The organism is Streptomyces sp. NPDC057616 (genome assembly GCF_042800575.1).
Taxonomy (GTDB): Bacteria; Actinomycetota; Actinomycetes; order Streptomycetales; family Streptomycetaceae; genus Streptomyces.
In genome coordinates, this window is record NZ_JBHVGU010000075.1 from 1 (window position 1) to 21,346 (window position 21,346).

At 71.6% G+C, this 21,346-nt stretch carries 22 protein-coding genes; 10 read left to right on the top strand and 12 right to left on the bottom strand.

Annotation, left to right across the window (positions count from 1 at the left end; translation table 11 throughout):
- Positions 1 to 155: 155 nt before the first annotated feature.
- Genes ACFU97_RS45045 through ACFU97_RS45065 form a run of 5 tightly spaced genes read left to right on the top strand, consistent with a single transcriptional unit; the run spans position 156 to position 5,755 of the window.
- Positions 156 to 1,496: a DUF2252 domain-containing protein gene (locus ACFU97_RS45045; protein ID WP_384268860.1), complete on the top strand. Its 1,341-nt coding sequence runs from the start codon at positions 156 to 158 to the stop codon at positions 1,494 to 1,496.
- A gap of 58 nt (positions 1,497 to 1,554) precedes the next feature.
- Positions 1,555 to 2,154, top strand: a complete 600-nt coding sequence (locus tag ACFU97_RS45050) for a chemotaxis protein CheB (RefSeq protein WP_384268863.1) — start codon at positions 1,555 to 1,557, stop codon at positions 2,152 to 2,154.
- A 20-nt stretch (positions 2,155 to 2,174) separates the two neighbouring features.
- Positions 2,175 to 4,046 (top strand): CheR family methyltransferase, encoded by a 1,872-nt coding sequence (locus ACFU97_RS45055; protein WP_384268865.1) that lies wholly within the window; start codon positions 2,175 to 2,177, stop codon positions 4,044 to 4,046.
- 26 nt (positions 4,047 to 4,072) lie between these two features.
- Complete coding sequence (locus ACFU97_RS45060) at positions 4,073 to 4,936, top strand: GAF domain-containing protein (RefSeq protein WP_384268867.1); 864 nt, start codon at positions 4,073 to 4,075, stop codon at positions 4,934 to 4,936.
- Between the two features lie 18 nt (positions 4,937 to 4,954).
- Positions 4,955 to 5,755 (top strand): GAF and ANTAR domain-containing protein, encoded by an 801-nt coding sequence (locus tag ACFU97_RS45065; protein ID WP_384268869.1) that lies wholly within the window; start codon positions 4,955 to 4,957, stop codon positions 5,753 to 5,755.
- Here ACFU97_RS45065 and ACFU97_RS45070 read toward each other — a convergent pair.
- Complete coding sequence (locus tag ACFU97_RS45070; RefSeq protein WP_384268871.1) at positions 5,752 to 6,285, bottom strand: DUF1269 domain-containing protein; 534 nt, start codon at positions 6,283 to 6,285, stop codon at positions 5,752 to 5,754. The two genes, ACFU97_RS45065 and ACFU97_RS45070, sit on opposite strands and share 4 nt — an antisense overlap.
- Before the next feature lie 278 nt (positions 6,286 to 6,563).
- Between ACFU97_RS45070 and ACFU97_RS45075 the strand changes: the two genes are divergently transcribed.
- Positions 6,564 to 6,860, top strand: coding sequence for a hypothetical protein (locus tag ACFU97_RS45075; RefSeq protein ID WP_384268873.1), 297 nt, complete (start codon positions 6,564 to 6,566; stop codon positions 6,858 to 6,860).
- 16 nt (positions 6,861 to 6,876) lie between these two features.
- On the opposite strand, the gene ACFU97_RS45080 is transcribed toward ACFU97_RS45075, so the two are convergent.
- From ACFU97_RS45080 to glnA, 4 genes are all read right to left on the bottom strand, one after another.
- Positions 6,877 to 7,461, bottom strand: a complete 585-nt coding sequence (locus ACFU97_RS45080; RefSeq protein WP_384268875.1) for a hypothetical protein — start codon at positions 7,459 to 7,461, stop codon at positions 6,877 to 6,879.
- A 3-nt stretch (positions 7,462 to 7,464) separates the two neighbouring features.
- The gene (gene htpX, locus ACFU97_RS45085; RefSeq protein ID WP_384268878.1) at positions 7,465 to 8,382 is read right to left on the bottom strand and encodes a zinc metalloprotease HtpX; all 918 of its coding nucleotides are present in this window, start codon (positions 8,380 to 8,382) and stop codon (positions 7,465 to 7,467) included.
- Between the two features lie 161 nt (positions 8,383 to 8,543).
- The gene (locus ACFU97_RS45090; RefSeq protein WP_384268879.1) at positions 8,544 to 8,807 is read right to left on the bottom strand and encodes a hypothetical protein; all 264 of its coding nucleotides are present in this window, start codon (positions 8,805 to 8,807) and stop codon (positions 8,544 to 8,546) included.
- Between the two features lie 285 nt (positions 8,808 to 9,092).
- A complete protein-coding gene (gene glnA / locus ACFU97_RS45095) occupies positions 9,093 to 10,502 on the bottom strand; it encodes a type I glutamate--ammonia ligase (protein WP_384268881.1) in 1,410 nt (469 codons plus the stop codon).
- Positions 10,503 to 10,698: 196 nt separating this feature from the next.
- On the opposite strand from glnA, the gene ACFU97_RS45100 reads away from it, so the two are divergent.
- Entirely contained in the window at positions 10,699 to 11,166 is a 468-nt protein-coding gene (locus ACFU97_RS45100; protein WP_384268884.1) for an RDD family protein, read from the top strand.
- Between the two features lie 83 nt (positions 11,167 to 11,249).
- Here ACFU97_RS45100 and ACFU97_RS45105 read toward each other — a convergent pair whose 3' ends face one another.
- From ACFU97_RS45105 to lipB, 4 genes are all read right to left on the bottom strand, one after another.
- Positions 11,250 to 11,948, bottom strand: coding sequence for a DUF4191 domain-containing protein (locus ACFU97_RS45105; protein ID WP_384268886.1), 699 nt, complete (start codon positions 11,946 to 11,948; stop codon positions 11,250 to 11,252).
- Positions 11,949 to 12,008: 60 nt separating this feature from the next.
- Complete coding sequence (locus ACFU97_RS45110) at positions 12,009 to 12,209, bottom strand: hypothetical protein (RefSeq protein WP_384268887.1); 201 nt, start codon at positions 12,207 to 12,209, stop codon at positions 12,009 to 12,011.
- Positions 12,210 to 12,488: 279 nt separating this feature from the next.
- A complete protein-coding gene (gene lipA, locus ACFU97_RS45115) occupies positions 12,489 to 13,454 on the bottom strand; it encodes a lipoyl synthase (RefSeq protein WP_384268889.1) in 966 nt (321 codons plus the stop codon).
- Positions 13,455 to 13,558: 104 nt separating this feature from the next.
- Positions 13,559 to 14,356 (bottom strand): lipoyl(octanoyl) transferase LipB, encoded by a 798-nt coding sequence (gene lipB / locus ACFU97_RS45120; RefSeq protein WP_384268892.1) that lies wholly within the window; start codon positions 14,354 to 14,356, stop codon positions 13,559 to 13,561.
- A 255-nt stretch (positions 14,357 to 14,611) separates the two neighbouring features.
- Between lipB and ACFU97_RS45125 the strand changes: the two genes are divergently transcribed.
- The gene (locus ACFU97_RS45125; protein ID WP_384268894.1) at positions 14,612 to 16,048 is read left to right on the top strand and encodes a regulator; all 1,437 of its coding nucleotides are present in this window, start codon (positions 14,612 to 14,614) and stop codon (positions 16,046 to 16,048) included.
- Positions 16,049 to 16,075: 27 nt separating this feature from the next.
- Here ACFU97_RS45125 and ACFU97_RS45130 read toward each other — a convergent pair whose 3' ends face one another.
- Both ACFU97_RS45130 and ACFU97_RS45135 read right to left on the bottom strand, forming a co-directional pair.
- On the bottom strand, positions 16,076 to 17,419 hold the full coding sequence (locus tag ACFU97_RS45130; RefSeq protein WP_384268896.1) for an NAD(P)/FAD-dependent oxidoreductase: 1,344 nt from the start codon (positions 17,417 to 17,419) through the stop codon (positions 16,076 to 16,078).
- Positions 17,420 to 17,604: 185 nt separating this feature from the next.
- On the bottom strand, positions 17,605 to 18,498 hold the full coding sequence (locus ACFU97_RS45135) for a TIGR01777 family oxidoreductase (RefSeq protein WP_384268897.1): 894 nt from the start codon (positions 18,496 to 18,498) through the stop codon (positions 17,605 to 17,607).
- Positions 18,499 to 18,532: 34 nt separating this feature from the next.
- Between ACFU97_RS45135 and ACFU97_RS45140 the strand changes: the two genes are divergently transcribed.
- Complete coding sequence (locus ACFU97_RS45140; protein WP_384268900.1) at positions 18,533 to 19,030, top strand: GNAT family N-acetyltransferase; 498 nt, start codon at positions 18,533 to 18,535, stop codon at positions 19,028 to 19,030.
- 34 nt (positions 19,031 to 19,064) lie between these two features.
- Here ACFU97_RS45140 and ACFU97_RS45145 read toward each other — a convergent pair whose 3' ends face one another.
- On the bottom strand, positions 19,065 to 20,249 hold the full coding sequence (locus ACFU97_RS45145) for a MarP family serine protease (RefSeq protein WP_384268902.1): 1,185 nt from the start codon (positions 20,247 to 20,249) through the stop codon (positions 19,065 to 19,067).
- A 199-nt stretch (positions 20,250 to 20,448) separates the two neighbouring features.
- On the opposite strand from ACFU97_RS45145, the gene ACFU97_RS45150 reads away from it, so the two are divergent.
- On the top strand, positions 20,449 to 21,255 hold the full coding sequence (locus tag ACFU97_RS45150; RefSeq protein WP_384268904.1) for a peptidoglycan recognition protein: 807 nt from the start codon (positions 20,449 to 20,451) through the stop codon (positions 21,253 to 21,255).
- Positions 21,256 to 21,346: the final 91 nt, after the last annotated feature.

A 21,346-nucleotide genomic window follows, 5' to 3' on the forward strand; every position in this document is an offset into this window, starting at 1 on the left:
GCCGTCCGCCGTCCGCCGCCCGCCAGGCCCGCCGCGCGTCACCCGATCGCCGTGCCCGGCATGCGTCCGTCCCAGCACCCGCCTTCACTGCGATCAGAGGCGGCGGAACCGGTGGGAGGCGTAATGCGCAGGCGCGGCATGCGGTGGTGGGCGCCATGACCACGCCCGCCGGACGGGCCGACCGGGGCAAGGCCGCCCGCCGCCGCGTCGCCCGTTCCGCGCACGACGCATGGGTCCCGCCCGTCGACCGCCCCGACCCCGTCGCCGTACTGGAGCGGCAGGGCCGCGACCGGCTCCCGGAGCTGCTGCCGATCCGGTACGGACGGATGTCCGCCTCGCCGTTCGCCTTCCTGCGCGGTGCCGCCGCCGTGATGGCCGCCGACCTCGCCTCCCGGCCGCACACCGGGCTCACCGTGCAGCTGTGCGGCGACGCCCATCTGCTCAACTTCGGCCTCTACGCCTCCCCGGAACGCGCCCTGCTCTTCGACCTCAACGACTTCGACGAGACCTTCCCCGGTCCCTTCGAATGGGACGTCAAGAGGCTCGCGGCCTCCGTCGCCGTGGCCGCCCGCGCCAACGGGCACGCCGACGCCAGGGCCCGCCGCGCCGCGCTGGAGGCGGCCGCCGCCTACCGGACGGCCGTACGGCGGCTGGCGCGGCGCGGCGAACTAGCCGTCTGGTACGAGCGCATCGACGCCGAGAGCCTGCTGCCGCTGGTCCGCTCCGCCCGCCGGCGCCGCCACGTCGAGTCCAGCCTCACCCGGGCCCGCCGCCGCACCAGCCTCCAGGCCGTCGGCAAGCTGACCGAGGTGGTCGACGGGCACCGCCGCATCGTCCACGACCCGCCGCTGCTCGAACCCGCCGGCGCCTCCGACACGGCGTCCCTGCGCAAGATCTTCAGCGACTACCGCTCCACCCTGTCCGAGGAGCGCCGCCTGCTCCTGGACCGCTACCGCTTCGTGGACGCCGCCCGCAAGGTCGTCGGCGTCGGCAGCGTGGGCCTGCGGTGCTTCGTCGTGCTGCTCGCCGGGCGGGACACGGACGACCCGCTGTTCCTGCAGATCAAGGAGGCGCGCACGTCCGTCCTGGAGGAGCATCTGCCGCACGGGCCGTACGTGCATCCCGGGCACCGCGTGGTCGCCGGGCAGCGTCTGCTGCAGGCGGCGAGCGACATCTTCCTGGGGTGGATGAGCGGGCCCCAGGGGCGCGCGTTCTACTGGCGCCAGCTGCGCGACATGAAGGGCTCCGCGGACGTCGCCGGGATGAGCCCGGCCGACCTCGCCGGCTACGCCCGGCTGTGCGGCACCGCCCTCGCCCGCGCCCACGCCCGCTCCGGCGACCGCATCGCGATCGCCTCCTACCTGGGCGCCGCCGACACCTTCGAGCAGGCCGTCGCCGACTTCGCCCTGCGCTACGCGGACCAGACCGCGGCGGACCACGCCGCCCTGGGCGCGGCGGTCGCCGCCGGCGTGGTCGCTGCGGCCCCGGACGTCTGACCTCGGCGTCTTTCGCCGCGCGGCCCACCCGACGCGCTCCCGGTTCTAATCTGGCCGTGTGCAGCCCACCCAGCCCCCGCCAGACCGCTACGAAATCGTCGCCGTCGCCTCCTCCGCGGGAGGTATCCACGGCCTCGGCACGCTCCTCGGAGCCCTGGACGCCGAGTTCCCCGTGCCGATCCTGGTCGTGCAGCACCTGGATCCACGCCACCGCACGGTGATCGCGGAGGTCCTGGACCGCCGGACGGACCTGGACGTGAAGCTGGCCGAGGACCACGAGTCGGTCGTGCCCGGCCTGGTCTACATCGCTCCGCCGGACCGGCACCTCCTCGTCCGTCCCGGGGGACGGCTCGCCCTCACCGACAGCGAGCTGGTCCACTTCGTGCGGCCCTCGGCCGACCTGCTGTTCGAGTCGGCCGCCGGGGCCTACGGACCCCAGGCCATCGCCTGCGTGCTCACCGGCACCGGACGCGACGGGGCGATGGGTGTGGACGCGGTGAAATCGCGCGGCGGCACCGTCATCGTGCAGGACCCGGCGACGGCGGAATTCAAGGGCATGCCGGAAGCGGCTGTGGGTACGGGGTCAGTGGACTTCGTGCTACCTCTTGAGGAGATCGCCGCGGTGATCAGTGGACTGGTCGAGGCCAAGCGGCAGTAGCAGAGAAGTAGGCGGCAGCAATGGTTGACGGACAGCCGGACGTCGAGACGGACGAGGAACTCGAGGAGCTCCTGCGTTTCCTCCGGGACGCCCGTGGGTTCGATTTCACCGGATACAAGCGTTCCTCCCTGGGCCGCCGCATCCGCAAGCGCATGGCGGACGCCCAGGTCGCGTCGTACACGGACTACCGGGACCGCCTGGAGACCAACGCGGACGAGTTCGACGCGCTGTTCAACACCATCCTGATCAACGTCACCTCCATCTTCCGGGACCCCGACGCCTGGACCTTCCTCCAGCGCGAGGTGCTGCCCGAACTGCTCGCGCAGAGCGGGACCGAGGACGAGATCCGGGTGTGGAGCGCGGGCTGCTCCAGCGGCGAGGAGGCCTACTCGCTGGCGATGATGTTCGCCGAGGCGCTGGGCCTGGACGAGGCGCTGGAGCGGGTCAAGATCTACGGCACGGACATCGACGACGAGGCTCTGCGCGACGCCCGCACCAGCCTGTACTCGGCGAAGAACCTCGAGCCGCTCGCGCCCGAGCTGCGCGACAAGTACTTCGAGCAGAACGGCGCCCGGTTCGGATTCCGTTCCGACCTGCGGCGCAAAGTGATCTTCGGCCGCCACGACATCACGCGTGACGCACCGATCTCCCGCCTCGACCTGCTGGTGTGCCGCAACACGCTGATGTACTTCAACGTCGAGGCGCAGACGCAGATCATCGACCGATTCCACTTCGCGCTGCGCGAGGGCGGCTTCCTCTTTCTGGGCAAGGCCGAGATGCTGCTGAACGACGCGGACCGGTTCGAGGTACTGAGCATGCGCCAGCGGGTGTTCCGGCGCCGTCCCGGGGAGGCCGCGGCGCCGTACCAGCCGGTCCCGGTGAAGATCAGGACGGGGCTGGGCGGTGAGCTGCACAGCAGCGCGGCCCGCCACCGTCAGCTGCGCGATCTGATCCTCGACGCGGCGCCGGGGGCCGGGCTGGCCGTCGACACGGACGGCTTGGTCCTGCTCATCAACAACCACGCACGCGTCGAGTTCGGCCTCACCACGAACGACATCGGGCGGCCCTTCCAGGACCTGGAGATCTCCTACCGCCCCGTCGAACTGCGCTCCCTGATCGAACAGGTCAACCACGAGCGGCGCACGCTGCGGGTCAACGGCGCGGAACGCCGGGTCGCCGACGGCGTGCAGTACTTCGACATCATCATCCAGCCCCTCACCGGCACCGACGGCATGGTGACCGCCACCAACATCATCTTCACCGACGTCACGGTCGCCACACAGCTGAAGTCCGAGGTCAAGCGGGTGCGCGAGGACCTCGAGACGGCCTACGAGGAACTCCAGTCCACGAACGAGGAGCTGGAGACCACCAACGAGGAACTCCAGTCGAGCATCGAGGAGCTGGAGACCACCAACGAGGAACTCCAGTCGACCAACGAGGAGCTGGAGACCACCAACGAGGAACTCCAGTCCGGGAACGAGGAACTGGAGACCATGAACGAGGAGATGCGGGTCCGCACCGAGGAGCTGGACGAGGCCCGTACCTTCCTTGAGGCGGTGCTGACCTCCATCGCCGCCGGAGTCGTCGTCCTCGACCAGAAGATGAAGGTCAAGAGCTGGAACCGGGGCGCCGTCGACCTGTGGGGCCTGCGCCCCGACGAGGTCCTCGACCAGTCGTTCTACGGCCTCGACTTCGGGCTGCCCACGGAGAAGCTGCGCGAGACCATCCAGCTCTGCGTCGACACCGGCAGGCGGGGCGAGCCACTGCCCGTGCCGGCCATCAACCGTCTGGGCCGCACGATCGTCTGCACGGTGCAGTGCAGTCCCTTCGACGGCCACAACGGCGGCGTCGTCCTGCTGATGGAAGAGGGCCGGGCAAACGGCTCCGAGTAGAACGGACGTGAGCGTACGATTCCGGTATGGCCAGCGAGGACGCGGCTTCGGACCTCATCGCTTCCGCCAGGCGGACAGCAGCCAACGCGAGGACGCGTTTCGACTACGAAACCCGTCGCGCCGAGCGGCACGAGCGGCTCGCCGGTGAGGGCCGCTCCGACGCCGTCACGGACATGCACCTGAGGATGGCGGCGATCCATCGGAGGACGGCGGCCTGCCACCTCACCGCGGCGCGTCTCCAGGACGACTACGTGGCCCGGCTCGTCCGCTGGGCGGTCCATCCCGATGCGCGCATGCCCCGGTTCATGGCGGGCGTGGCGGAGGCCTGCGGTACCCGGAGTGCCGCGGTCACCCTGATCGGGGCCTCCCTCGATCAGCTGGCCCTGGCCGCCTCCGACGAACCGGCCCGCGCCGCCGAGGAGCTGGAGTTCCTGCTCGGCGAGGGCCCGGCCCGGGACGCGACCAGCGAGCTCCGGCCGGTGCTGGCCGACGGCCCGGCACTGCTCGAGCGCTACCCCGGCTACGGTCCGGCGGTGGCGGAGCTGGGGATCAAGGCGGTGGCCGCCGTACCGCTCAGTGTGTCCGGGACGTGCGTCGGCGCCCTGGCGGTCTTCGATCCGGAGCAGGGCGTCGCGGACGCGGACACCTTCGACGGGGTGGCCGAAGCTCTGACCCGTTCGGTGATCCTCGGCCCGGACGGTGATCCCGCGCTGTATGGTGCCACGGACATGCGCGCAGAGGTGCACCAGGCCGCGGGCATGGTCTCCGTACACCTCGAGTGCCCGGTGGCCGACGCCCTGCAACTGATCAAGGCTCACGCGTTTGCCGAGGGCGTGGCTGCACACTCGATTGCCGAGCGAATTCTCAGCGGCGAACTGCGGTTCGATTGAGATGAGGGGCGCCCGGCCATGGACGAACACGATGTGTGGACGCGACCGGCGGCCGCCGACCGTCAGGCGAAGGGAATCCAGCCGATGACCACGATCTCCCCGTCGCCGCAGGAGCTGGCACAGGCGTTCGTCGACCTGGCCGCCAGCCCGGTCACGGAGGTGTCCGACCCCACCGGGCTGCTCGCGGCCCTGGCCGCGCACGGCACCGAACTGCTCGGCGAGTGCGCGACGGTCGTGCAGTACGCTCCCGACGAGCACTCCCGCGCCGAGGCGACCGCCGTCGGCGATGAGCTGAGGCGCCTCGCCGACGAGGCGGTCGGCTGGGACGAGGGCCCGGGAGCCGAGTCCCGCCGCAGCGGGCGGCCGGTTCCGGACACGGCGCTCGACGGCGAGCGGGCCCGCCTCGCCTGGCCGCGCTACTCGGTCCGCGCGCGGGAGCTCGGTTTCGGCCGGGCCGCCGCACTGCCCCTGCACGTCGGATCGGACACCCTGGGTGCCCTGGTCCTGCTGGGCCCGGGCAGCACACCGCTGCCCGCCGGCTTCCTCGCACTCGGCCAGGCCCTCGCCGACGCGGCCGGCTGGGCCCTGGAGCGGGACCGCCGCCTGCGCCGGACCCGCGCCCTGGCCGACCAGCTGGAGCACGCGCTGACCAGCCGGATCATCATCGAGCAGGCCAAGGGCACGCTCGCCGCCCGGCACTCCGTCTCGGTCGACGAGGCGTTCCGCATCCTGCGCTCCCACGCCCGCTCCCACCGCCGCCGCCTGGCCGACGTCGCCTCGGAAGTGGTGGCTCGGAAGCTGGACCTGCCCGCCGGCTAGGCCTGCGACGGTGCCGTGGGCGTCTGCGACGGTGCCGTCGGTGCCTGTGCCGCCGCGATCGCCTCGCGCAGGTGCTCCTCGTCCGCCGTGCTCAGCGAGGTCTGCACCAACTGGCCGCCGTACGGCGTCAGTTGCGGGATCACCTTGTCCTGGGCCGCGTGCTTGACCAGGACGAAGAGGGCGGCGGCGCCGGGGCGCAGGTTCTGGCTCAGGTCCCGCATGAAGGTGTCGTTGATGCCCGTGTCGGTCATCGCGCCCCCCGCCGCGCCGGCCGCCGCGCCCACCGCGGCACCGAGCAGCGGCGCCAGGAAGAGCAGCCCGATCGCGCCGCCCCACAGCGCGCCTCCGGCCGCCCCGACCGCCGTGTGGTTGACGGCCTGGTGCAGCTTGATCTTCCCGTCGTCGCGCCGCTCGACGACCACCGCGTCCTCCAGTTCGACCAGATGCTGCTTGGACAGCTCGAACAGCTTCTCGCGCACCTGCTCGGCGGTCGCGAGATCGTCGTAGGCGATGACGAAGAGATCACTCATCGAGGTGCACCCCTTATGCGGTGAATGCGGAGAATACGGCTGATCGGCCGATCCGTTCCGACTCTAGGTGCGCCGAAAACGGGATGCACGCCGAGTGACCGTCTCCCTACGCTGGACATGCGTGGCGGAGCTGCCCACAACGCTTTCCGCAGGACAGGCATCACCCTGCGGCCTGGGGGCTACTCTCTACGCACCGACGGCCGGGCGCCTTCCCCCAGCGCCGCGCCGGGACAGCACACCGTCACCGCTCGTACACACCCACGCCCACGGAGGCCCGGATGGGCACCATCGTCATAGCCGGGACCGTCGTCCTGGTTCTCTTAGGATTCGGAAACCACGTCTGGTGGCTCGTCGCGGTCGCCGTTCTCTTCCTCTACGTGCAGTACGGACGCAGCGGTTCCACGGGCGGCGGCGCCTCGCAGTCCGCGCCGACCGGGGGATCCTCGTCGGGAACCATGCCCGCCAGCTATCAGGCCTACCGCAGGCGCCGTGACCAGCAGGCCAAGTGGGAGCGCCGGTACCGCCGCGAGCGCCCGCTGCAGTACCGCCGCCAGCAGCGCGAGAAGAGCGGATAGACCTCCGGGCGCGGGCCTACAGGCCGGGGGCGCCCCACACGGGGAACCAGCGGCTGAGGTCCTGCTCCATCCGCAGGTCGTCGGCGAGCGCCGCCTTCACCTGCAGCTCCAGCGCGTTGTCACGCCGCTGCCCCGCACCAGGCAGCGGCGCGAACGGGTAGAACGTGCCGCGCTTGTAGAGGTAGACCAGCGCGAGCCGTCGGTCCCGCTCGCCGTGGAAGACGGCCAGGGAGCACAGCAGCTGCGGCCCGAAGCCGTTCACCTCCATCGAGCTGTTCACCGCGTGCAGATCGTTGACCAGCGAGGACAGCTGGTCGGGGGAGCGGCGGGAGATCAGCCAGGAGTAGCCGAACTCGTCCTGGCTGAGCTCCACCGGGGTGCCGTCCCGGTCCGCGTCGGCGTCCAGCAGGGCCTGGACCTCCCGGTGCGTCTGCTCGAAGGCCGAGCCCTCGACCGTGGCGAAGCACACCGCGCCCGTGCCGGTCGGTGTGAAACCGGCCGCGGCCTCCAGGGTCACGGCCGCCGACGGAAGCGCGAAGAGCCGGTCGAGGTCGGGCAGGACCGGTTTCGTACGGCCGAGCAGGATGTCCAGCAGGCCCATGCATCATGCCTTTCCGGGGGTCTGCGCCTCACCCAGCTCGGCGGAGATCCGGCCCAGTTGGTCGAGCCGCTGCTCCAGGCTGGGGTGGGTCGAGAAGAACCGCTCGATCCCGGGCTCCTTGCCGGTCGCGGGCGTGAAGTAGAAGGCGTTGAAGGCCTGCGCGGTGCGCAGGTCCTTGGTAGGGATCCGCGCGATGTCGCCGGAGACCTTGGTGAGCGCGGAGGCCAGCGCCGAGGGCCGCCCGGTGAGCAGCGCCGCCGCCCGGTCCGCGGCCAGCTCCCGGTACCGGGACAGGGCCCTGATCAGCAGGAAGCTGATCGCGTACACGGCCGCCGACACACCCATCACGGCGGCGAAGACCGCCGCGGTGTTCTGGTCCCGGCGTCCGCCGCCGAAGAGCTGCGAGTAGAAGGCGAACCGCACGATCAGCCCGGCGATGACGCCGAGGAAGGACGCGATCGTGATCACGGCGACGTCCTTGTGCGCCACGTGCGACAGCTCGTGCGCGAGCACGCCCTCCAGCTCGGCGGGCTCCAGCCGGCGCAGCAGACCCGTGGTCACGCAGACCACGGCGTGATCGGGGTTGCGTCCGGTCGCGAACGCGTTGGGCATGTCCATCTGGGACACGGCCACCACCGGCTTGGGCATGTCGGCGATCGCACACAGCCGGTCGACGACCGCGTGCAGCTCGGGATACTCCTCGCGCTCCACGACCCGCCCGCGCATGGCGTACATCGCGATCCGGTCGGAGAACCAGAACTGCGCGACGAACATCGCCGCCACCAGTACGACGACGAGCAGCCAGGACTTGAGCAAAACGATCAACGCGGCGACGAACGCCACGTACAGCAATCCGAGCAGGAACATCGTGACCGTCATCCGCACGGTCAGCCGCCGGTCGCTCCGGAAGCGGCTCTGCATCTGCATCACCCCGCAGTCAGGCACTCGTCCCACTGCAAGTGTGCACCCGGTGACTCCCATGAAGTGGTCCCGAACGGCCCTAGGTGCTGCAAAGTGCACAGGCCGAACGGCCCGGTGTGACGCGAAAGACAGGCGCAGGCGGCCGAGGACGGGCGAACGGCCTAGAAGGGCGCCCGGAACTGCGCGTAGCCCAGCAGCAGGATGATCGCGGCGACGCTGCCCAGCACCACGGTGGTGGACACCCACGAGGAGCGGCGCGGGGTGACGGGGCCGGGGTCGGCGCGGAAGGGCTGCGGCCCGGGCGGGTTCTCCCGCCAGCGCGCGGCCAGCATCCGGGCCCGCGCCGAGGGCTCCTTGTGCTCGGCGCCGTCCGCCCACTTCAGGTCGAACTCGCGTTCCGGATCGTCGTGTTCGTGCTGCGGCATTCCGTCCACCCCCGTGTCGTCCCCCGGCAGAATAGAACATACGCCCGCGCCCCCGCCCCCGTTTTTCCCCCCCTCTGGGGGGAGGGCGTGGCCTTGTTTGTGCTCGGCCCCCAAAGCGCAGTGAAAACCACAACCGTCTGTGTGTTCAAGGGGCTTTTTGTTTTCTTGCTGCTGCGTTCCCCCCCCCCCCTTTTCGTCCCAGGGAAAAAGAAAACGTATCCCCACGCCCCCGCTGCCGTTACTACCGGCAGCGGGGGCGCGGGCGTATCTGTGCTCAGGCGCCGATCACACGTCGAAGTAGAGCTCGAACTCGTGCGGGTGCGGACGCAGCTGCAGCGGGGCGATCTCGTTCGTGCGCTTGAAGTCGATCCAGGTCTCGATCAGGTCGGACGTGAAGACGTCGCCCGCGAGCAGGAACTCGTGGTCGCGCTCGAGGGAGTCCAGCACGGCCGGCAGCGAGGTCGGGACCTGCGCGACGTTCGCGTGCTCCTCGGGAGCGAGCTCGTAGAGGTCCTTGTCGATCGGCTCGGCCGGCTCGATCTTGTTCTTGATGCCGTCGAGGCCGGCCAGCAGCAGCGCCGAGAAGGCCAGGTACGGGTTGCCGGAGGAGTCGGGCGCACGGAACTCGACGCGCTTGGCCTTCGGGTTCGAGCCGGTGATCGGGATGCGCATCGCGGCGGAGCGGTTGCGCTGCGAGTACACCAGGTTGATGGGGGCCTCGAAGCCCGGCACCAGGCGGTGGTAGGAGTTCACCGTCGGGTTGGTGAAGGCCAGCAGCGACGGGGCGTGCTTGAGGATGCCGCCGATGTAGTAGCGGGCGGTGTCCGACAGGCCCGCGTAGCCGGCCTCGTCGTAGAACAGCGGGTCGCCGTTGGCCCACAGCGACTGGTGGACGTGCATGCCCGAGCCGTTGTCGCCGAAGATCGGCTTCGGCATGAAGGTGGCGGTCTTGCCGTTGCGCCAGGCGACGTTCTTCACGATGTACTTGAAGAGCTGGAGGTCGTCGGCGGCGGCGAGCAGCGTGTTGAACTTGTAGTTGATCTCCGCCTGGCCGGCGGTGCCCACCTCGTGGTGCTGGCGCTCGACCTTCAGGCCCTGCTTGTCCAGCTCCAGGGAGATCTCGGCGCGCAGGTCGGCGAAGTGGTCGACCGGCGGGACCGGGAAGTAGCCGCCCTTGTAGCGGACCTTGTAGCCGCGGTTGTCCTCGAGGGCGCCGGTGTTCCAGGCACCCGCCTCGGAGTCGATGTGGTAGAAGCTCTCGTTCGCCGTGGTAGCGAAGCGGACGCTGTCGAAGACGTAGAACTCGGCCTCGGGACCGAAGTACGCGGTGTCCGCGATACCGGTCGACGCGAGGTAGGCCTCGGCCTTCTTCGCCACGTTGCGCGGGTCACGGGAGTACTGCTCACCGGTGATCGGGTCGTGGATGAAGAAGTTGATGTTGAGGGTCTTGTCCCGGCGGAAGGGGTCGACGCGGGCGGTCGACAGGTCGGCGCGCAGTGCCATGTCGGACTCGTGGATGGCCTGGAAACCACGGATCGAGGATCCGTCGAAGGCGAGCTCCTCGTCCGGGTCGAACGCCTCGACGGGCACCGTGAAGTGCTGCATGACGCCCGGCAGGTCGCAGAAACGGACGTCGACGAACTTGACGTCCTCGTCCGCGATGAACTTCTTGGCCTCGTCGGCGTTCTGGAACATCCAGCTCCTCCTACTCCCGACCGTCCCGCCGGGGTGGTAGTTCGTTGTGCGGCCAGTGCGGTGGCACACGCTGACCTCGACCCTAGGGACGCGTGATTTCTCGGGCGTGACCCATTTGTTTCGCACAAGTTAACCGGATCGCGTCCGGCATACCCCACCTGTCCGGATCGCGAAACGCCCGCAGTACCGTGGACGCGTGGACAACAGGGATGCAATCGGCTCGTGGCTCTCGGGCCCCCGCGCGGCCGCGGAGGACGCCGGAATCGAGTTCGGATACAGGGGTCAGCAGCTCGGCCTGCCGGAGGAGGGACCAGGGTCGATCGCCCGCCCGGGCCGCCGGTTCGGCGCCCTGGCCGTCGACTGGGGGCTGTGTCTCTTGATCGCATACGGTCTCATCACCCACGGCTACGACCAGGCTACCGGCAACTGGGCCCTGCTGGTCTTCTTCGTGCTGCACGTGCTGACCGTCGGCACCATCGGCTTCACCCCCGGCAAGCGCCTCTTCGGCCTCCGGGTCGCCGCCCTGGACACGGGCCGCCCGAACCTCCTGCGCACCGTCCTGCGCACGGCCCTGCTGTGCATCGCTGTCCCGGCCCTGATCTGGGACCGCGACGGCCGGGGCCTGCACGACCGGCTGGCGCGCACGGTCGAGGTCCGCAGCTGACCCGCCGCGACCCACACGGCGAAGGGGCCGCCCGGAGTGATCCGGGCGGCCCCTTCGCGATACGGACGCGGTGAGGACGAGGACTAGCGGGCCTTGCCGCCCTTCGGCAGCTTCATGCCCTTCGGCATCGGGCCCTTCGGCAGCGGCATGTTGCTCATCAGGTCGCCCATGGCGCGCAGCCGGTCGTTGGTGGCGGTCACCTGCGGGCCGGTGAGCACGCGCGGCAGCTTCAGCATGGTGGTGCGCACCTTCTTCAGCTCCACCTGGCCCTCGCCGTTGCCCACGATGATGTCGTGCACCGGGACGTCCACGACGATGCGGTTCATCTTCTTCTTCTCGGCGGCCAGCAGGCTCTTGACCCGGTTCGGGTTGCCCTCGGCGACCAGGACGATGCCGGCCTTGCCGACGGCCCGGTGCACCACGTCCTGGCTGCGGTTCATGGCGACCGCGGGCGTCGTCGTCCAGCCCCGGCCGATGTTGTCCAGCACCGCGGCGGCCGCGCCCGGCTGGCCCTCCATCTGCCCGAAGGCCGCCCGCTCGGCCCGGCGCCCGAAGATGATCGCCGTCGCGAGGAAGGCGAGCAGCAGGCCCAGGATGCCGAGATAGATGGGGTGACCGATCAAGAAACCGATCGCGAGGAAGACACCGAAGGTGACGATGCCGACGCCCGCGAGTACAAGACCGATCTTCTTGTCGGCCTTGCGCGTCATCTTGTAGGTCAGAGCGATCTGCTTCAGTCGCCCGGGATTCGCAGCGTCCGCTGCAGGTTCCTTCCTCGCCATGCCAGGAAGTCTACGTGGCCCGCGGACCGCCGTACGACGGCAGTGTCCGGAAGGCGGGATTCAGGGACGGCGCAGGACGTTCTGGTCCAGGACGCGCTGGGTCTCGACGCGGTCCTTGGCGCGGCGGCGGTCCTCCAGGACGGAGGTCCAGGCGTTGCGGCGGGCCGTGCGCTGGCCACTGCTCATCAGCAGCGACTCGACCGCACGCAGTGCGGTGCTGAACGACGGGATTGCGGTGGCGCGAACGGGCGCGGCCTGCATGGTGGAGGTCCCCCCTCGGGTACGGGCTCGGCGTGGGTGTACGTGGCGTGAGTCCAGCGTCACTGATTGGTGTTACCAGGGCGTGACCGACCGGTCAAACACGCATGAAGCCTTGATGCGACGGCCCCGAACCCTGACGCGGCCCTGACGTACGCCCTCATCAGGGCGGACGGTCAGGACCGCGTCAAACAAGTCACTACTCACCAGTAGTTTCTTGTGCGGGAATTCACACGCTTGCCTCGCACGCGGTGGGCAAGCCGGGTGACGGTGCGTCAGGATTCAGACGGCCTGGGAGGCGACGTAGGCGCCCCGCTTCTCGATCGCCATCTGGTACAGATGGCCCGCGCGGTACGAGGAGCGCACCAGCGGTCCGGACATCACGCCGGAGAAGCCGATCTGCTCGGCCTCCTCCTTCAGCTCCACGAACTCGTGCGGCTTGACCCAGCGCTCCACGGGGTGGTGGCGCACCGACGGGCGCAGATACTGCGTGATGGTGACCAGCTCGCAGCCGGCCTCGTGCAGCTGCCGCAGCGCGTCGCTGACCTCCTCGCGGGTCTCGCCCATGCCGAGGATGAGGTTCGACTTGGTGACCAGGCCGTAGTCGCGGGCCTCGGTGATGACCTTCAGCGAGCGGTCGTAGCGGAAGCCGGGGCGGATGCGCTTGAAGATGCGCGGGACCGTCTCGACGTTGTGCGCGAAGACCTCGGGGCGGGAGGAGAAGACCTCGGCGAGCTGTTCGGGGACCGCGTTGAAGTCGGGGGCGAGCAGTTCGACCTTGGTGTGCCCGCCCTCGCGGCCGGCCGTCTGCGCGTGGATCTGGCGCACGGTCTCGGCGTACAGCCAGGCGCCGCCGTCCTCCAGGTCGTCGCGGGCGACGCCGGTGATGGTGGCGTAGTTCAGGTCCATGGTGACCACGGACTCGCCCACGCGGCGCGGCTCGTCGCGGTCGAGCGCCTCGGGCTTGCCGGTGTCGATCTGGCAGAAGTCGCAGCGCCGGGTGCACTGGTCGCCGCCGATGAGGAAGGTCGCCTCGCGGTCCTCCCAGCACTCGTAGATGTTGGGGCAGCCGGCTTCCTGGCAGACGGTGTGCAGGCCCTCGCTCTTCACGAGGTTCTGCATCTTGGTGTATTCGGGACCCATTTTCGCCCGGGTCTTGATCCACTCGGGCTTGCGCTCGATGGGGGTCTGGCTGTTGCGGACCTCCAGGCGCAGCATCTTGCGTCCGTCGGGTGTGACTGCGGACACGTCGGCTCCCTGTAGCTTCGATTCCTCGGCGTACACCAGGGTACGCCCGTGATGTATGCGGCCTTCCGAGTGGGCAACCTCGGGCAGCGGGGGTGCATTCCCCGCTAGGCGGAGGCCTTCTCGATCTCCCGCGGCTTCAGCTCCGCGTTCTCCAGCACGTCCTTCAGGTGCCGCTCGACGACCGGCAGGACCTCGTCGATGGTCACGTCGCGGCCCAGCTCGTTCGCGAGCGAGGCGACGCCGGCGTCGCGGATGCCGCACGGGATGATGCGGTCGAACCAGCGGTTGTCCGGGTTCACGTTCAGCGCGAAGCCGTGCATCGTGACGCCCTTGGCCACGCGGATGCCGATCGCGGCGATCTTGCGGTCCTCGCGGCGCTGGCCGGCGTTGGAGGGCGCGTACTCCGGCCCGTTCATGCGCGGGTCGAACTCCTCGTCGTGCAGCCGCGGGTCGAAGTCGAGGGAGAGCCCGCCTAGCGCCGGGCGCTGCTCGACCGGGTCGCCGAGCACCCACACCCCGCTGCGGCCCTCCACGCGCGAGGTCTCGAGGCCGAACTCCGCGCAGGTGCGGATCAGCGCGTCCTCCAGGCGCCGTACGTGGGCGACGACGTCCACCGGGCGCGGCAGCTTCTGGATGGGGTAGCCCACCAGCTGGCCCGGGCCGTGCCAGGTGATCTTGCCGCCGCGGTCCACGTCGATGACCGGGGTGCCGTCCAGCGGCCGCTCGTCGTCCGCGGTGCGCCGGCCCGCCGTGTAGACCGGCGGGTGCTCCAGGAGCAGCACGGTGTCGGGGATCTCGTCGGCGAAGCGCGCCGCGTGCACCCGGCGTTGCTCGTCCCAGGCCACCTGGTACTCGACCGCGTCGGCACCGAATCCCATACGGACGAACCGCAGCTCACTCACGGCAAGCGCCTCCCTAGAAGGTCGTAAGGCACGAAACGTGCCTACGCCACTGTACGACCGTCCGCTTCGCGTCAGCCCTGCGGGCAATCCTCACACGATCGGATGAACGAGCGTCGAAGTGTGCGATCGGCCGCTCACTCTCCGCTACATTCGCGCCGTTCGCAGAGGTCCATAAGGGCAGCTCACAGGCAATCCGGGCACAACAGGGCCGATGGCGGTCCCAGAAGGCCCGAAAGGCAGGAGACCGCACCGCAGATGACGGAACGACCCGCGCAGCGCACTCCCAATCGCCAGCTCGCCGCGCTCATCGCAGAAGCCGGGTTCTCCAACGCGGGTCTCGCCCGTCGGGTCGACCAGCTCGGTCTCGAACACGGACTAGATCTCCGTTACGACAAGACGTCGGTCACCCGCTGGCTGCGCGGCCAGCAGCCCCGGGGCACCACGCCCGCCCTGATCGCCGAGGTCTTCACCCGGCGCCTCGGCCGCAGGCTCACCGCCCAGGACCTGGGGCTCGACGCCTGCGCCCCCGTCTACGCGGGGCTCGAGTTCGCCGCCAGCCCCGAGGAGGCCGTCGACATCGTCGGCGGGCTGTGGCGCAAGGACTCCGGCTCGCACGCCGAGCTCCGCAAGATCGCGTTCACCCCGGCCGGGCTCGTCGTGCCCAGCCGCGACTGGCTGATCGGCCGCGCCGACGACCGGGTGGCCCGCGGCGAGCAGCCCGCCCGCGTCCCCGCCCAGGGCCGCCCGGTGGTGCCCCGCCAGCGAGGCCAGGCCGAACGCGGCCCCGGCCAGAAGGTCACCTCCGGCGACATCGCGGCCCTGCGCTCGGTCGGCGAGCTCTTCCGCACCCTGGACAACATGTACGGCGGCGGCCACGCCCGCCAGGCCCTCGTGCGCTACCTGGAGCACGAGTGCGAGCCGATGCTGCGCGGCACCTACGGCGAGCAGACCGGGCGCCGGCTGTTCGGCGCCGCCGCCGACCTGACCAGGCTCGCCGGCTGGACGTCGTACGACATCGCGGCGCACGGGCTCGCCCAGCGCTACTTCGTGCAGGCGCTGCGGCTCGCGCAGGCGGCGGGGGACCGGGCCTACGGCTCGTACGTGCTGGTCACCATGAGCCGCCAGGCCGTCTACCTCGGCCACGGCCGGGAGGCGGTGCAGCTCGCGCGGGTCGCCCAGCAGGGCGTCGCGACGAACGCCCCGCCCGTCGTACAGGCCCTGCTGCACTGCGCCGAGGCGCGCGGGCACGGCGTGCTGGGCGAGGTGCGCAACTGCACCGCCTCGCTGGTGCGGGCCGAGCGGGCGCTCGAGGCGGCCCGGCCCGGCGACGAAGTGCCGTTCTGGGCGCGGTTCTTCGACGAGGCGCAGCTCGCCGACGAGTTCGGCCACTGCCACCGGGACCTGCAGCAGTTCCGGGCGGCGGCGCAGCATGCCGAGCGCTCGCTCCAGCTGCGCGCGCCCGCGTTCGCCCGCAGCCGGCTGTTCTGCCGTGTGGTGCTCGCCTCCGCGCGGCTCGGGCTCGGTGAGCTCGATCAGGCGTGTGCGCTCGGCGCGGAGGCCGCCGGCGCCGCCGCCGAGATGCGCTCGGTGCGGGCCGTCGAGTACGTGCGGGACTTCGAGCGGCGGCTGGAGCCGTACAAGGACGCCGCGCCCGTGCGGGGGTACCGCGACAGGATCGCGGCACTGGGATAGCCGGGCGCCCCCGGAGGCGGGCCTCCTTCAGGCCGCCTTCGTCGCGGGCAGGGGGTCGGCCCGGTGCATGGAGCCCGCCGACCCCAGGTCCGAGAGGATCGCGGACGCCGCGCGGTGGGCCGAGTGCAGGGCGCCCTGGACCGTACTGGTGTCGCGGTGGTCGCCGCAGACGTAGAGGCCGGCCAGGAGGCGGACCGGGCGGCGCAGGTCGTGGGGCGGGCGCATCGCGGGGACGGCCTCGGGGGTGTGGTGCACGGCGAGGGTCTCCCAGCGGGCGGTCGAGGTGCCGTAGAGGCGCGCGAGGTGCATGCGTACGGCGGTGTCGAGCTCGGGCGGGGGCGGGCCGAGGACCGTGGAGGAGATGAGCGTGCGGCCCGCGGGCGCGCGGCTCGGGTCGACCGCGCTCACCACGGACGTGTGCGCGACCGGGCCGCCGCGGTCCGCGTCGAGCAGCAGGGCCGCGCCGGTGCGCGGCGGCTCGTCCGCCGTGTGGTGCAGCACCGTCAGCGGGTGGAAGTCGGGGACGCGCAGGCCGGGGAGCAGCTCGGCGGCGGCCCGCGCGTCCGTCGCCAGCAGGACCGCGCGGCACCGGATCTCGCCGTGCTCGGCCGTGGTCACCGCGCTCGTGGAGACCGAGGTGACGCGCACGCCGGTGTGCACCGTGCCCGGCGGCAGCGCCCCGGCCAGCAGCTCCGGCAGCATCTCCGCGCCGCCCTCCGGCAGGCACAGCCGCCCGCCCGCGAAGGCGCGCAGGGCGAGGTCGGCGCACCGGCTTGAGGTGGCCAGCTCCGGGTCGCACAGCAGCGCGGCGAGCAGCGGGCGCAGGAAGCCCTCGACGGTGCGCGCGGGCAGGCCGCGGGCGGCGAGTGCCTGCGCCGCGGGCAGCTCCGGCCGGGACAGCAGCCGTTCGACGGGCGTGGCCGCGAGCCGGCCGAGCGCGGCGTTGAGGCGGGCCTGGTCGACGGCGCTGCCGAGCGGGGCCCCGGACCGGGGCGCGCTCATGGTGGGGGCGCTTGCCAGGGCGCGCACCGCGTGGAGTGCGCCCCTTGCGCCCCCCGTGGCCGCCGGAGCGACCGCGCGGCAGTGGCGCCCGTCGCTGTGCAGGAGCACGCCCGGCGCGAACCGGCGCAGAACCAGCGCGTCGAGCCCGGGTGTCATCCGCAGCTCCGGATACGCCGTGGACAGCAGCTGCCCGATCCGGTCGAGCCGGAATCCGTCGACCTTCTCCGTCGACATCCGGCCCCCGGCCCACGGTGCGGCCTCCAGGACCGCCGTCGTCACTCCTGCGCTGGTCAGCCGATGTGCCGCCGAGAGTCCGGCGACCCCGGCTCCTACGATCACGACGTCTGCCTGGTACGCGGGCTCAAGCACGTGCCCCTCCTCGAGGTTGCGCGGCCGGTGGAGACGTCATGCCCCCAACAGGCTCCAGGGATACCCGAGTTCGGGTCGAGGTTAAGGCTGTGATCGGTCAAGGGAAGTCGCGCATGGACAGAGCACGGTCGCACGGCGGTCGCATACGGTCGCGAACGTTCGCCGTGCCACCGCCACAGGGGTCGCTACGCCGCCCGGAGCGCACCCTCGATGTCCGGGAACGCGAACGTGAAGCCGGACTCCAGCAGCCGCTTCGGCACCACCCGCGCACTGCCCAGGACGTCCCCCGACAGCTCGCCGAGCGCGGCCCGCAGCACCGGCGCGGGCACCGTGAACAGCGTCGGCCGGTGCAGCACCCGTCCCATGGCCGCGGTGATCTCGCGGTTCGTCAGCGGGACCGGCGCGGTGAGGTTGAACGGCCCGGACAGCCCGTCGGTGTCGAGGAGATGGCGGATCGCGGCCACCTCGTCGTGCAGCGCGATGTACGACCAGTACTGGCGCCCGTCGCCCATCCGACCCCCGAGCCCGGCCTCGAACAGCGGGAACAGCCGGCCCCAGGCGCCGCCCCCGCGCGCCACCACCAGCCCCGTCCGCGGGAACACGGTCCGGACGCCCGCCTCCCGCGCGGGCGCCGCCGCGGCCTCCCACTCCACGCACAGCCGCGGCAGGAAGCCGTCCCCGGGCGGCGCGCTCTCGTCGACCGTGCGCTCGCCGGTCTCGCCGTAGAAGCCCATCGCGCTGCCGCTCACGAACACCCGCGGCTTCCGCTCCAGCCCGGCGATCGCCTCGGCCAGCGCCGTGGTGCCGAGCACCCGGCTGCAGCGGATGCGCGCCTTGTAGGCGTCGGTCCAGCGGTGGTCGCCCACGCCGGCGCCCGCGAGGTTGACCACGGCGTCGCACCCGGCGAGCCCGGCCGCGTCCACGCGCCCGCCCTCCGGGTCCCAGCGGACCTCCTGCGCCGCCCGGGGCGGCCGGCGCACCAGCCGCACCACCTCGTGCCCGTCGGCGGCCAGCGACCGCACCAGAGCGGCGCCGATGAGACCGGACGCGCCTGCCACCGCGATTCGGGAACGTTCCATGTGCCCATTCTGCTCGGCGCACGGGCCTCATAAGGTGACCGTCATGCCCGTTCCGTACATACGCCACGCCTCCCTCGACGACGAGGAGACGCTGGGCCGCCTCGACCGCGACACCTGGTCCCCGCTGCACTCCGTGCAGCCGCGCCCCCAGCCGCCCTACGAGCCCTTCTACAGCGAGCGGTTCGGGCCGCGGGACCATCTGGTCGCGGAGATCGACGGCGAGGTCGTCGGCTACGTCCGGCTGGGCTGCCCGACCCCGCTCGCCTGCAACGCCCACGTCCGGCAGATCCAGGGCCTGGTCGTCGCCGACGAGGCGCGCGGCACCGGCGTCGGGCGGGCGCTGCTGCGGGCGGTGCGCGAGGAGGCCCGCCGGCACGGCGCGCGCCGGCTCACCCTGCGCGTCCTCGGCCACAACACCCCGGCCCGCACCCTCTACGAGACCGAGGGCTTCGCCGTGGAGGGCGTGCTGCCCGGCGAGTTCCTGCTGGACGGCGCGTACGTGGACGACGTCCTGATGGGATGCAGCCTCTGAACGGGATGCAGCCTCTGACGGCGGCCGGTGCGCGCTACGACGTGACCAGCTCGCCGGTGTCCACCGCCGCCGTCGAGGTCGCCGCCCGCTCGGCGTCGGAGGAGACCTCGTCGGCCGTCAGCACGTACCCCGTCTCGTCGTCGGTCGTCGAGCGGGCGAAGACCACGCCGTAGACCCGGCCGCCGGTCGTCAGCAGCGGGCCGCCGGAGTTGCCGGGCCGCACCGTCGAGCGGATCGAGTAGATCTCGCGCGTCACCGTGGCGTCGCTGTAGATGTTCTGGCCGGTGGCCCGCACCCGGCCCGCGACGGTCGCCGCCTGGAGGTTCAGGTCGCCGTCCTGCGGATAGCCGGCCACCACCGCCGAGTCCCCGCGCGCGGCGCTGTCGTCGAAGCGCAGCACGGGGGCGCGCAGCCCCGGCACGTACAGCACCGCCACGTCGCGGTCGGGGTCGAAGAGCACCACCCGCGCCTCGTACGACCGCCCGACCCCGCCGATGCGCACGGTCGGGTCGTCGATGCCGGCCACCACGTGCGCGTTGGTCATCACGTGGTCGCGCGCGTACACGAACCCGCTGCCCTCGCGGCCCTGGTTGCCGGAGACGCCCTCGATCTTGACCGTGCTCAGCTTCGCGGCGTTCGCGGCGCTCGTGGTGACGCTGTCGCCGGTGGGCTTGGCTACCCGGGCCGTCGACTCGTTCTCGAAGGGGTTGAAGACCTGCGGGAAGCCCGCCTGGGTGAGCGCCGAGGTGGCCCGCGAGAACCAGGCCGGGGTGGTGTCCGGCATCGCGTCCTGCACCGTGCCGAGCAGCGCGGAGTCCCGGATCGCGCTCGTGACCAGCGGCGAGGAGGACGCGCCCAGGACGCTCGCGGCCACCCACGCCACGATCAGCACCGCCACCGAGTTGGCCGCGGCGCCGCCGATCCCGTCCGCCACCCGCAGCGGCCCCCGGTCCAGCTCCCGGCGCAGCCGCAGCGCCAGCCGCCCCGCCAGCTCGTGCCCCACCGCGGCCGGGACCAGCACCGTCAGCACCGCGGTCACCGTCGCCCGGGTCGTGCCCGCGGTCACCAGGTCCATCACCCACGGCAGGATCCACACGCCGAGAACGGCGCCGCCCACGAACCCGGCCAGCGAGACGCAGCCGGCCACCAGCCCGCGCCGGTAGCCCGACGCCGCGTAGGCCGCCACCACCAGCAACAGCAGGATGTCGAGCAGGTCCACGGAGCCGCCTTTCTCTCAGACCCCCGGTTACGCGTTAGTACGGGCGGGACGGGCCCGGTGATCAGCCGCGCGCACGCGGAGCCGGGAACCGGCCGTACGCGTGCGTGCAACGGGAAAAACGCCTCGGACCAGGACGATGGTTCCACCGGGTGGCACAGCACACATCGCGGACGGGGCGGATCGGCCCGAAAGTGAAGTCATGCGTGTCCGAAGACCGCGCGGAGCAGGGCGGGCGCACCGAGCGCACATACCCCGGCCCGCGATCGTGCTGCTCTCCTGGCTGCCCGGACTGGCCGCCGTCCTCGGCCTGGTGCTGTGCGCGGACGGCGTCGGGCACCGGAGCGCGCGGCACGGCCCGTCCGTCGAGGCGCGCGCGGCCACCCGGCACACCGCGCCGAAGCCGCACATCGTGCCCCGCTCGGCCTGGCTCGATCCGCTCTCCCGGCACGCCCAGCCGCCGCCGCGCTACGACGACGAGGTGGTCGCGGTCTTCGTCCACCACACCGACTCGCCCAACGGCTACGACTGCGCCGACGTGCCGCGCATCATCCGCTACCTCTACGCGGGCCAGACCGGGGCCCGGAACTGGGACGACATCGGCTACAACTTCCTCGTCGACCGCTGCGGCACCATCTACGAGGGCCGCGCGGGCGGCGTCGACCGCGCCGTCACCGGCGCCCACACCCAGGGCTTCAACCACCGCACGGCCGGCATCGCCGCGATCGGCACCTTCACGGCGGGCATCCCCGTGCCCAAGGCCATGACGGACGCGATCGCCGCCCTCGCCGCCTGGAAGCTGGGGCTCGCCGGCGTCGACCCACGCACCGAGGCGCACCTGGTCTCCAGCAACAGCCTCAGCCGCTACCCCTCCGGGACCGCCGCCACCCTCCCGGCCCTCGCCGCCCACAAGGACGCCTACATGACGTCCTGCCCGGGTGAGGCGCTGAGCTCCCGCCTCCCGGAGATCAGGCGCCAGGCGGCGCGGCTGCAGGGGCGGGCCCCCTAAAGGGTGTTGCACAAGGCTCTGAGCTGGGCATCTTCCTTGTATGGCTGGGGTGTTAAGGGCTGAGCGGGTGTGGGTGGAGACGTTCACGGGG

What these genes read in the sequence shown, in the direction of transcription:
- ACFU97_RS45045 (WP_384268860.1), top strand. Translation starts at nt 156, where the DNA reads ATGACCACGCCCGCCGGACGGGCCGACCGGGGCAAGGCCGCCCGCCGC.
- ACFU97_RS45055 (WP_384268865.1), top strand. Translation starts at nt 2,175, where the DNA reads ATGGTTGACGGACAGCCGGACGTCGAGACGGACGAGGAACTCGAGGAG.
- ACFU97_RS45060 (WP_384268867.1), top strand. Translation starts at nt 4,073, where the DNA reads ATGGCCAGCGAGGACGCGGCTTCGGACCTCATCGCTTCCGCCAGGCGG.
- ACFU97_RS45065 (WP_384268869.1), top strand. Translation starts at nt 4,955, where the DNA reads ATGGACGAACACGATGTGTGGACGCGACCGGCGGCCGCCGACCGTCAG.
- ACFU97_RS45070 (WP_384268871.1), bottom strand. Translation starts at nt 6,285, where the DNA reads ATGAGTGATCTCTTCGTCATCGCCTACGACGATCTCGCGACCGCCGAG.
- ACFU97_RS45075 (WP_384268873.1), top strand. Translation starts at nt 6,564, where the DNA reads ATGGGCACCATCGTCATAGCCGGGACCGTCGTCCTGGTTCTCTTAGGA.
- ACFU97_RS45080 (WP_384268875.1), bottom strand. Translation starts at nt 7,461, where the DNA reads ATGGGCCTGCTGGACATCCTGCTCGGCCGTACGAAACCGGTCCTGCCC.
- htpX (WP_384268878.1), bottom strand. Translation starts at nt 8,382, where the DNA reads ATGCAGAGCCGCTTCCGGAGCGACCGGCGGCTGACCGTGCGGATGACG.
- ACFU97_RS45090 (WP_384268879.1), bottom strand. Translation starts at nt 8,807, where the DNA reads ATGCCGCAGCACGAACACGACGATCCGGAACGCGAGTTCGACCTGAAG.
- glnA (WP_384268881.1), bottom strand. Translation starts at nt 10,502, where the DNA reads ATGTTCCAGAACGCCGACGAGGCCAAGAAGTTCATCGCGGACGAGGAC.
- ACFU97_RS45105 (WP_384268886.1), bottom strand. Translation starts at nt 11,948, where the DNA reads ATGGCGAGGAAGGAACCTGCAGCGGACGCTGCGAATCCCGGGCGACTG.
- ACFU97_RS45110 (WP_384268887.1), bottom strand. Translation starts at nt 12,209, where the DNA reads ATGCAGGCCGCGCCCGTTCGCGCCACCGCAATCCCGTCGTTCAGCACC.
- ACFU97_RS45125 (WP_384268894.1), top strand. Translation starts at nt 14,612, where the DNA reads ATGACGGAACGACCCGCGCAGCGCACTCCCAATCGCCAGCTCGCCGCG.
- ACFU97_RS45135 (WP_384268897.1), bottom strand. Translation starts at nt 18,498, where the DNA reads ATGGAACGTTCCCGAATCGCGGTGGCAGGCGCGTCCGGTCTCATCGGC.
- ACFU97_RS45150 (WP_384268904.1), top strand. Translation starts at nt 20,449, where the DNA reads ATGCGTGTCCGAAGACCGCGCGGAGCAGGGCGGGCGCACCGAGCGCAC.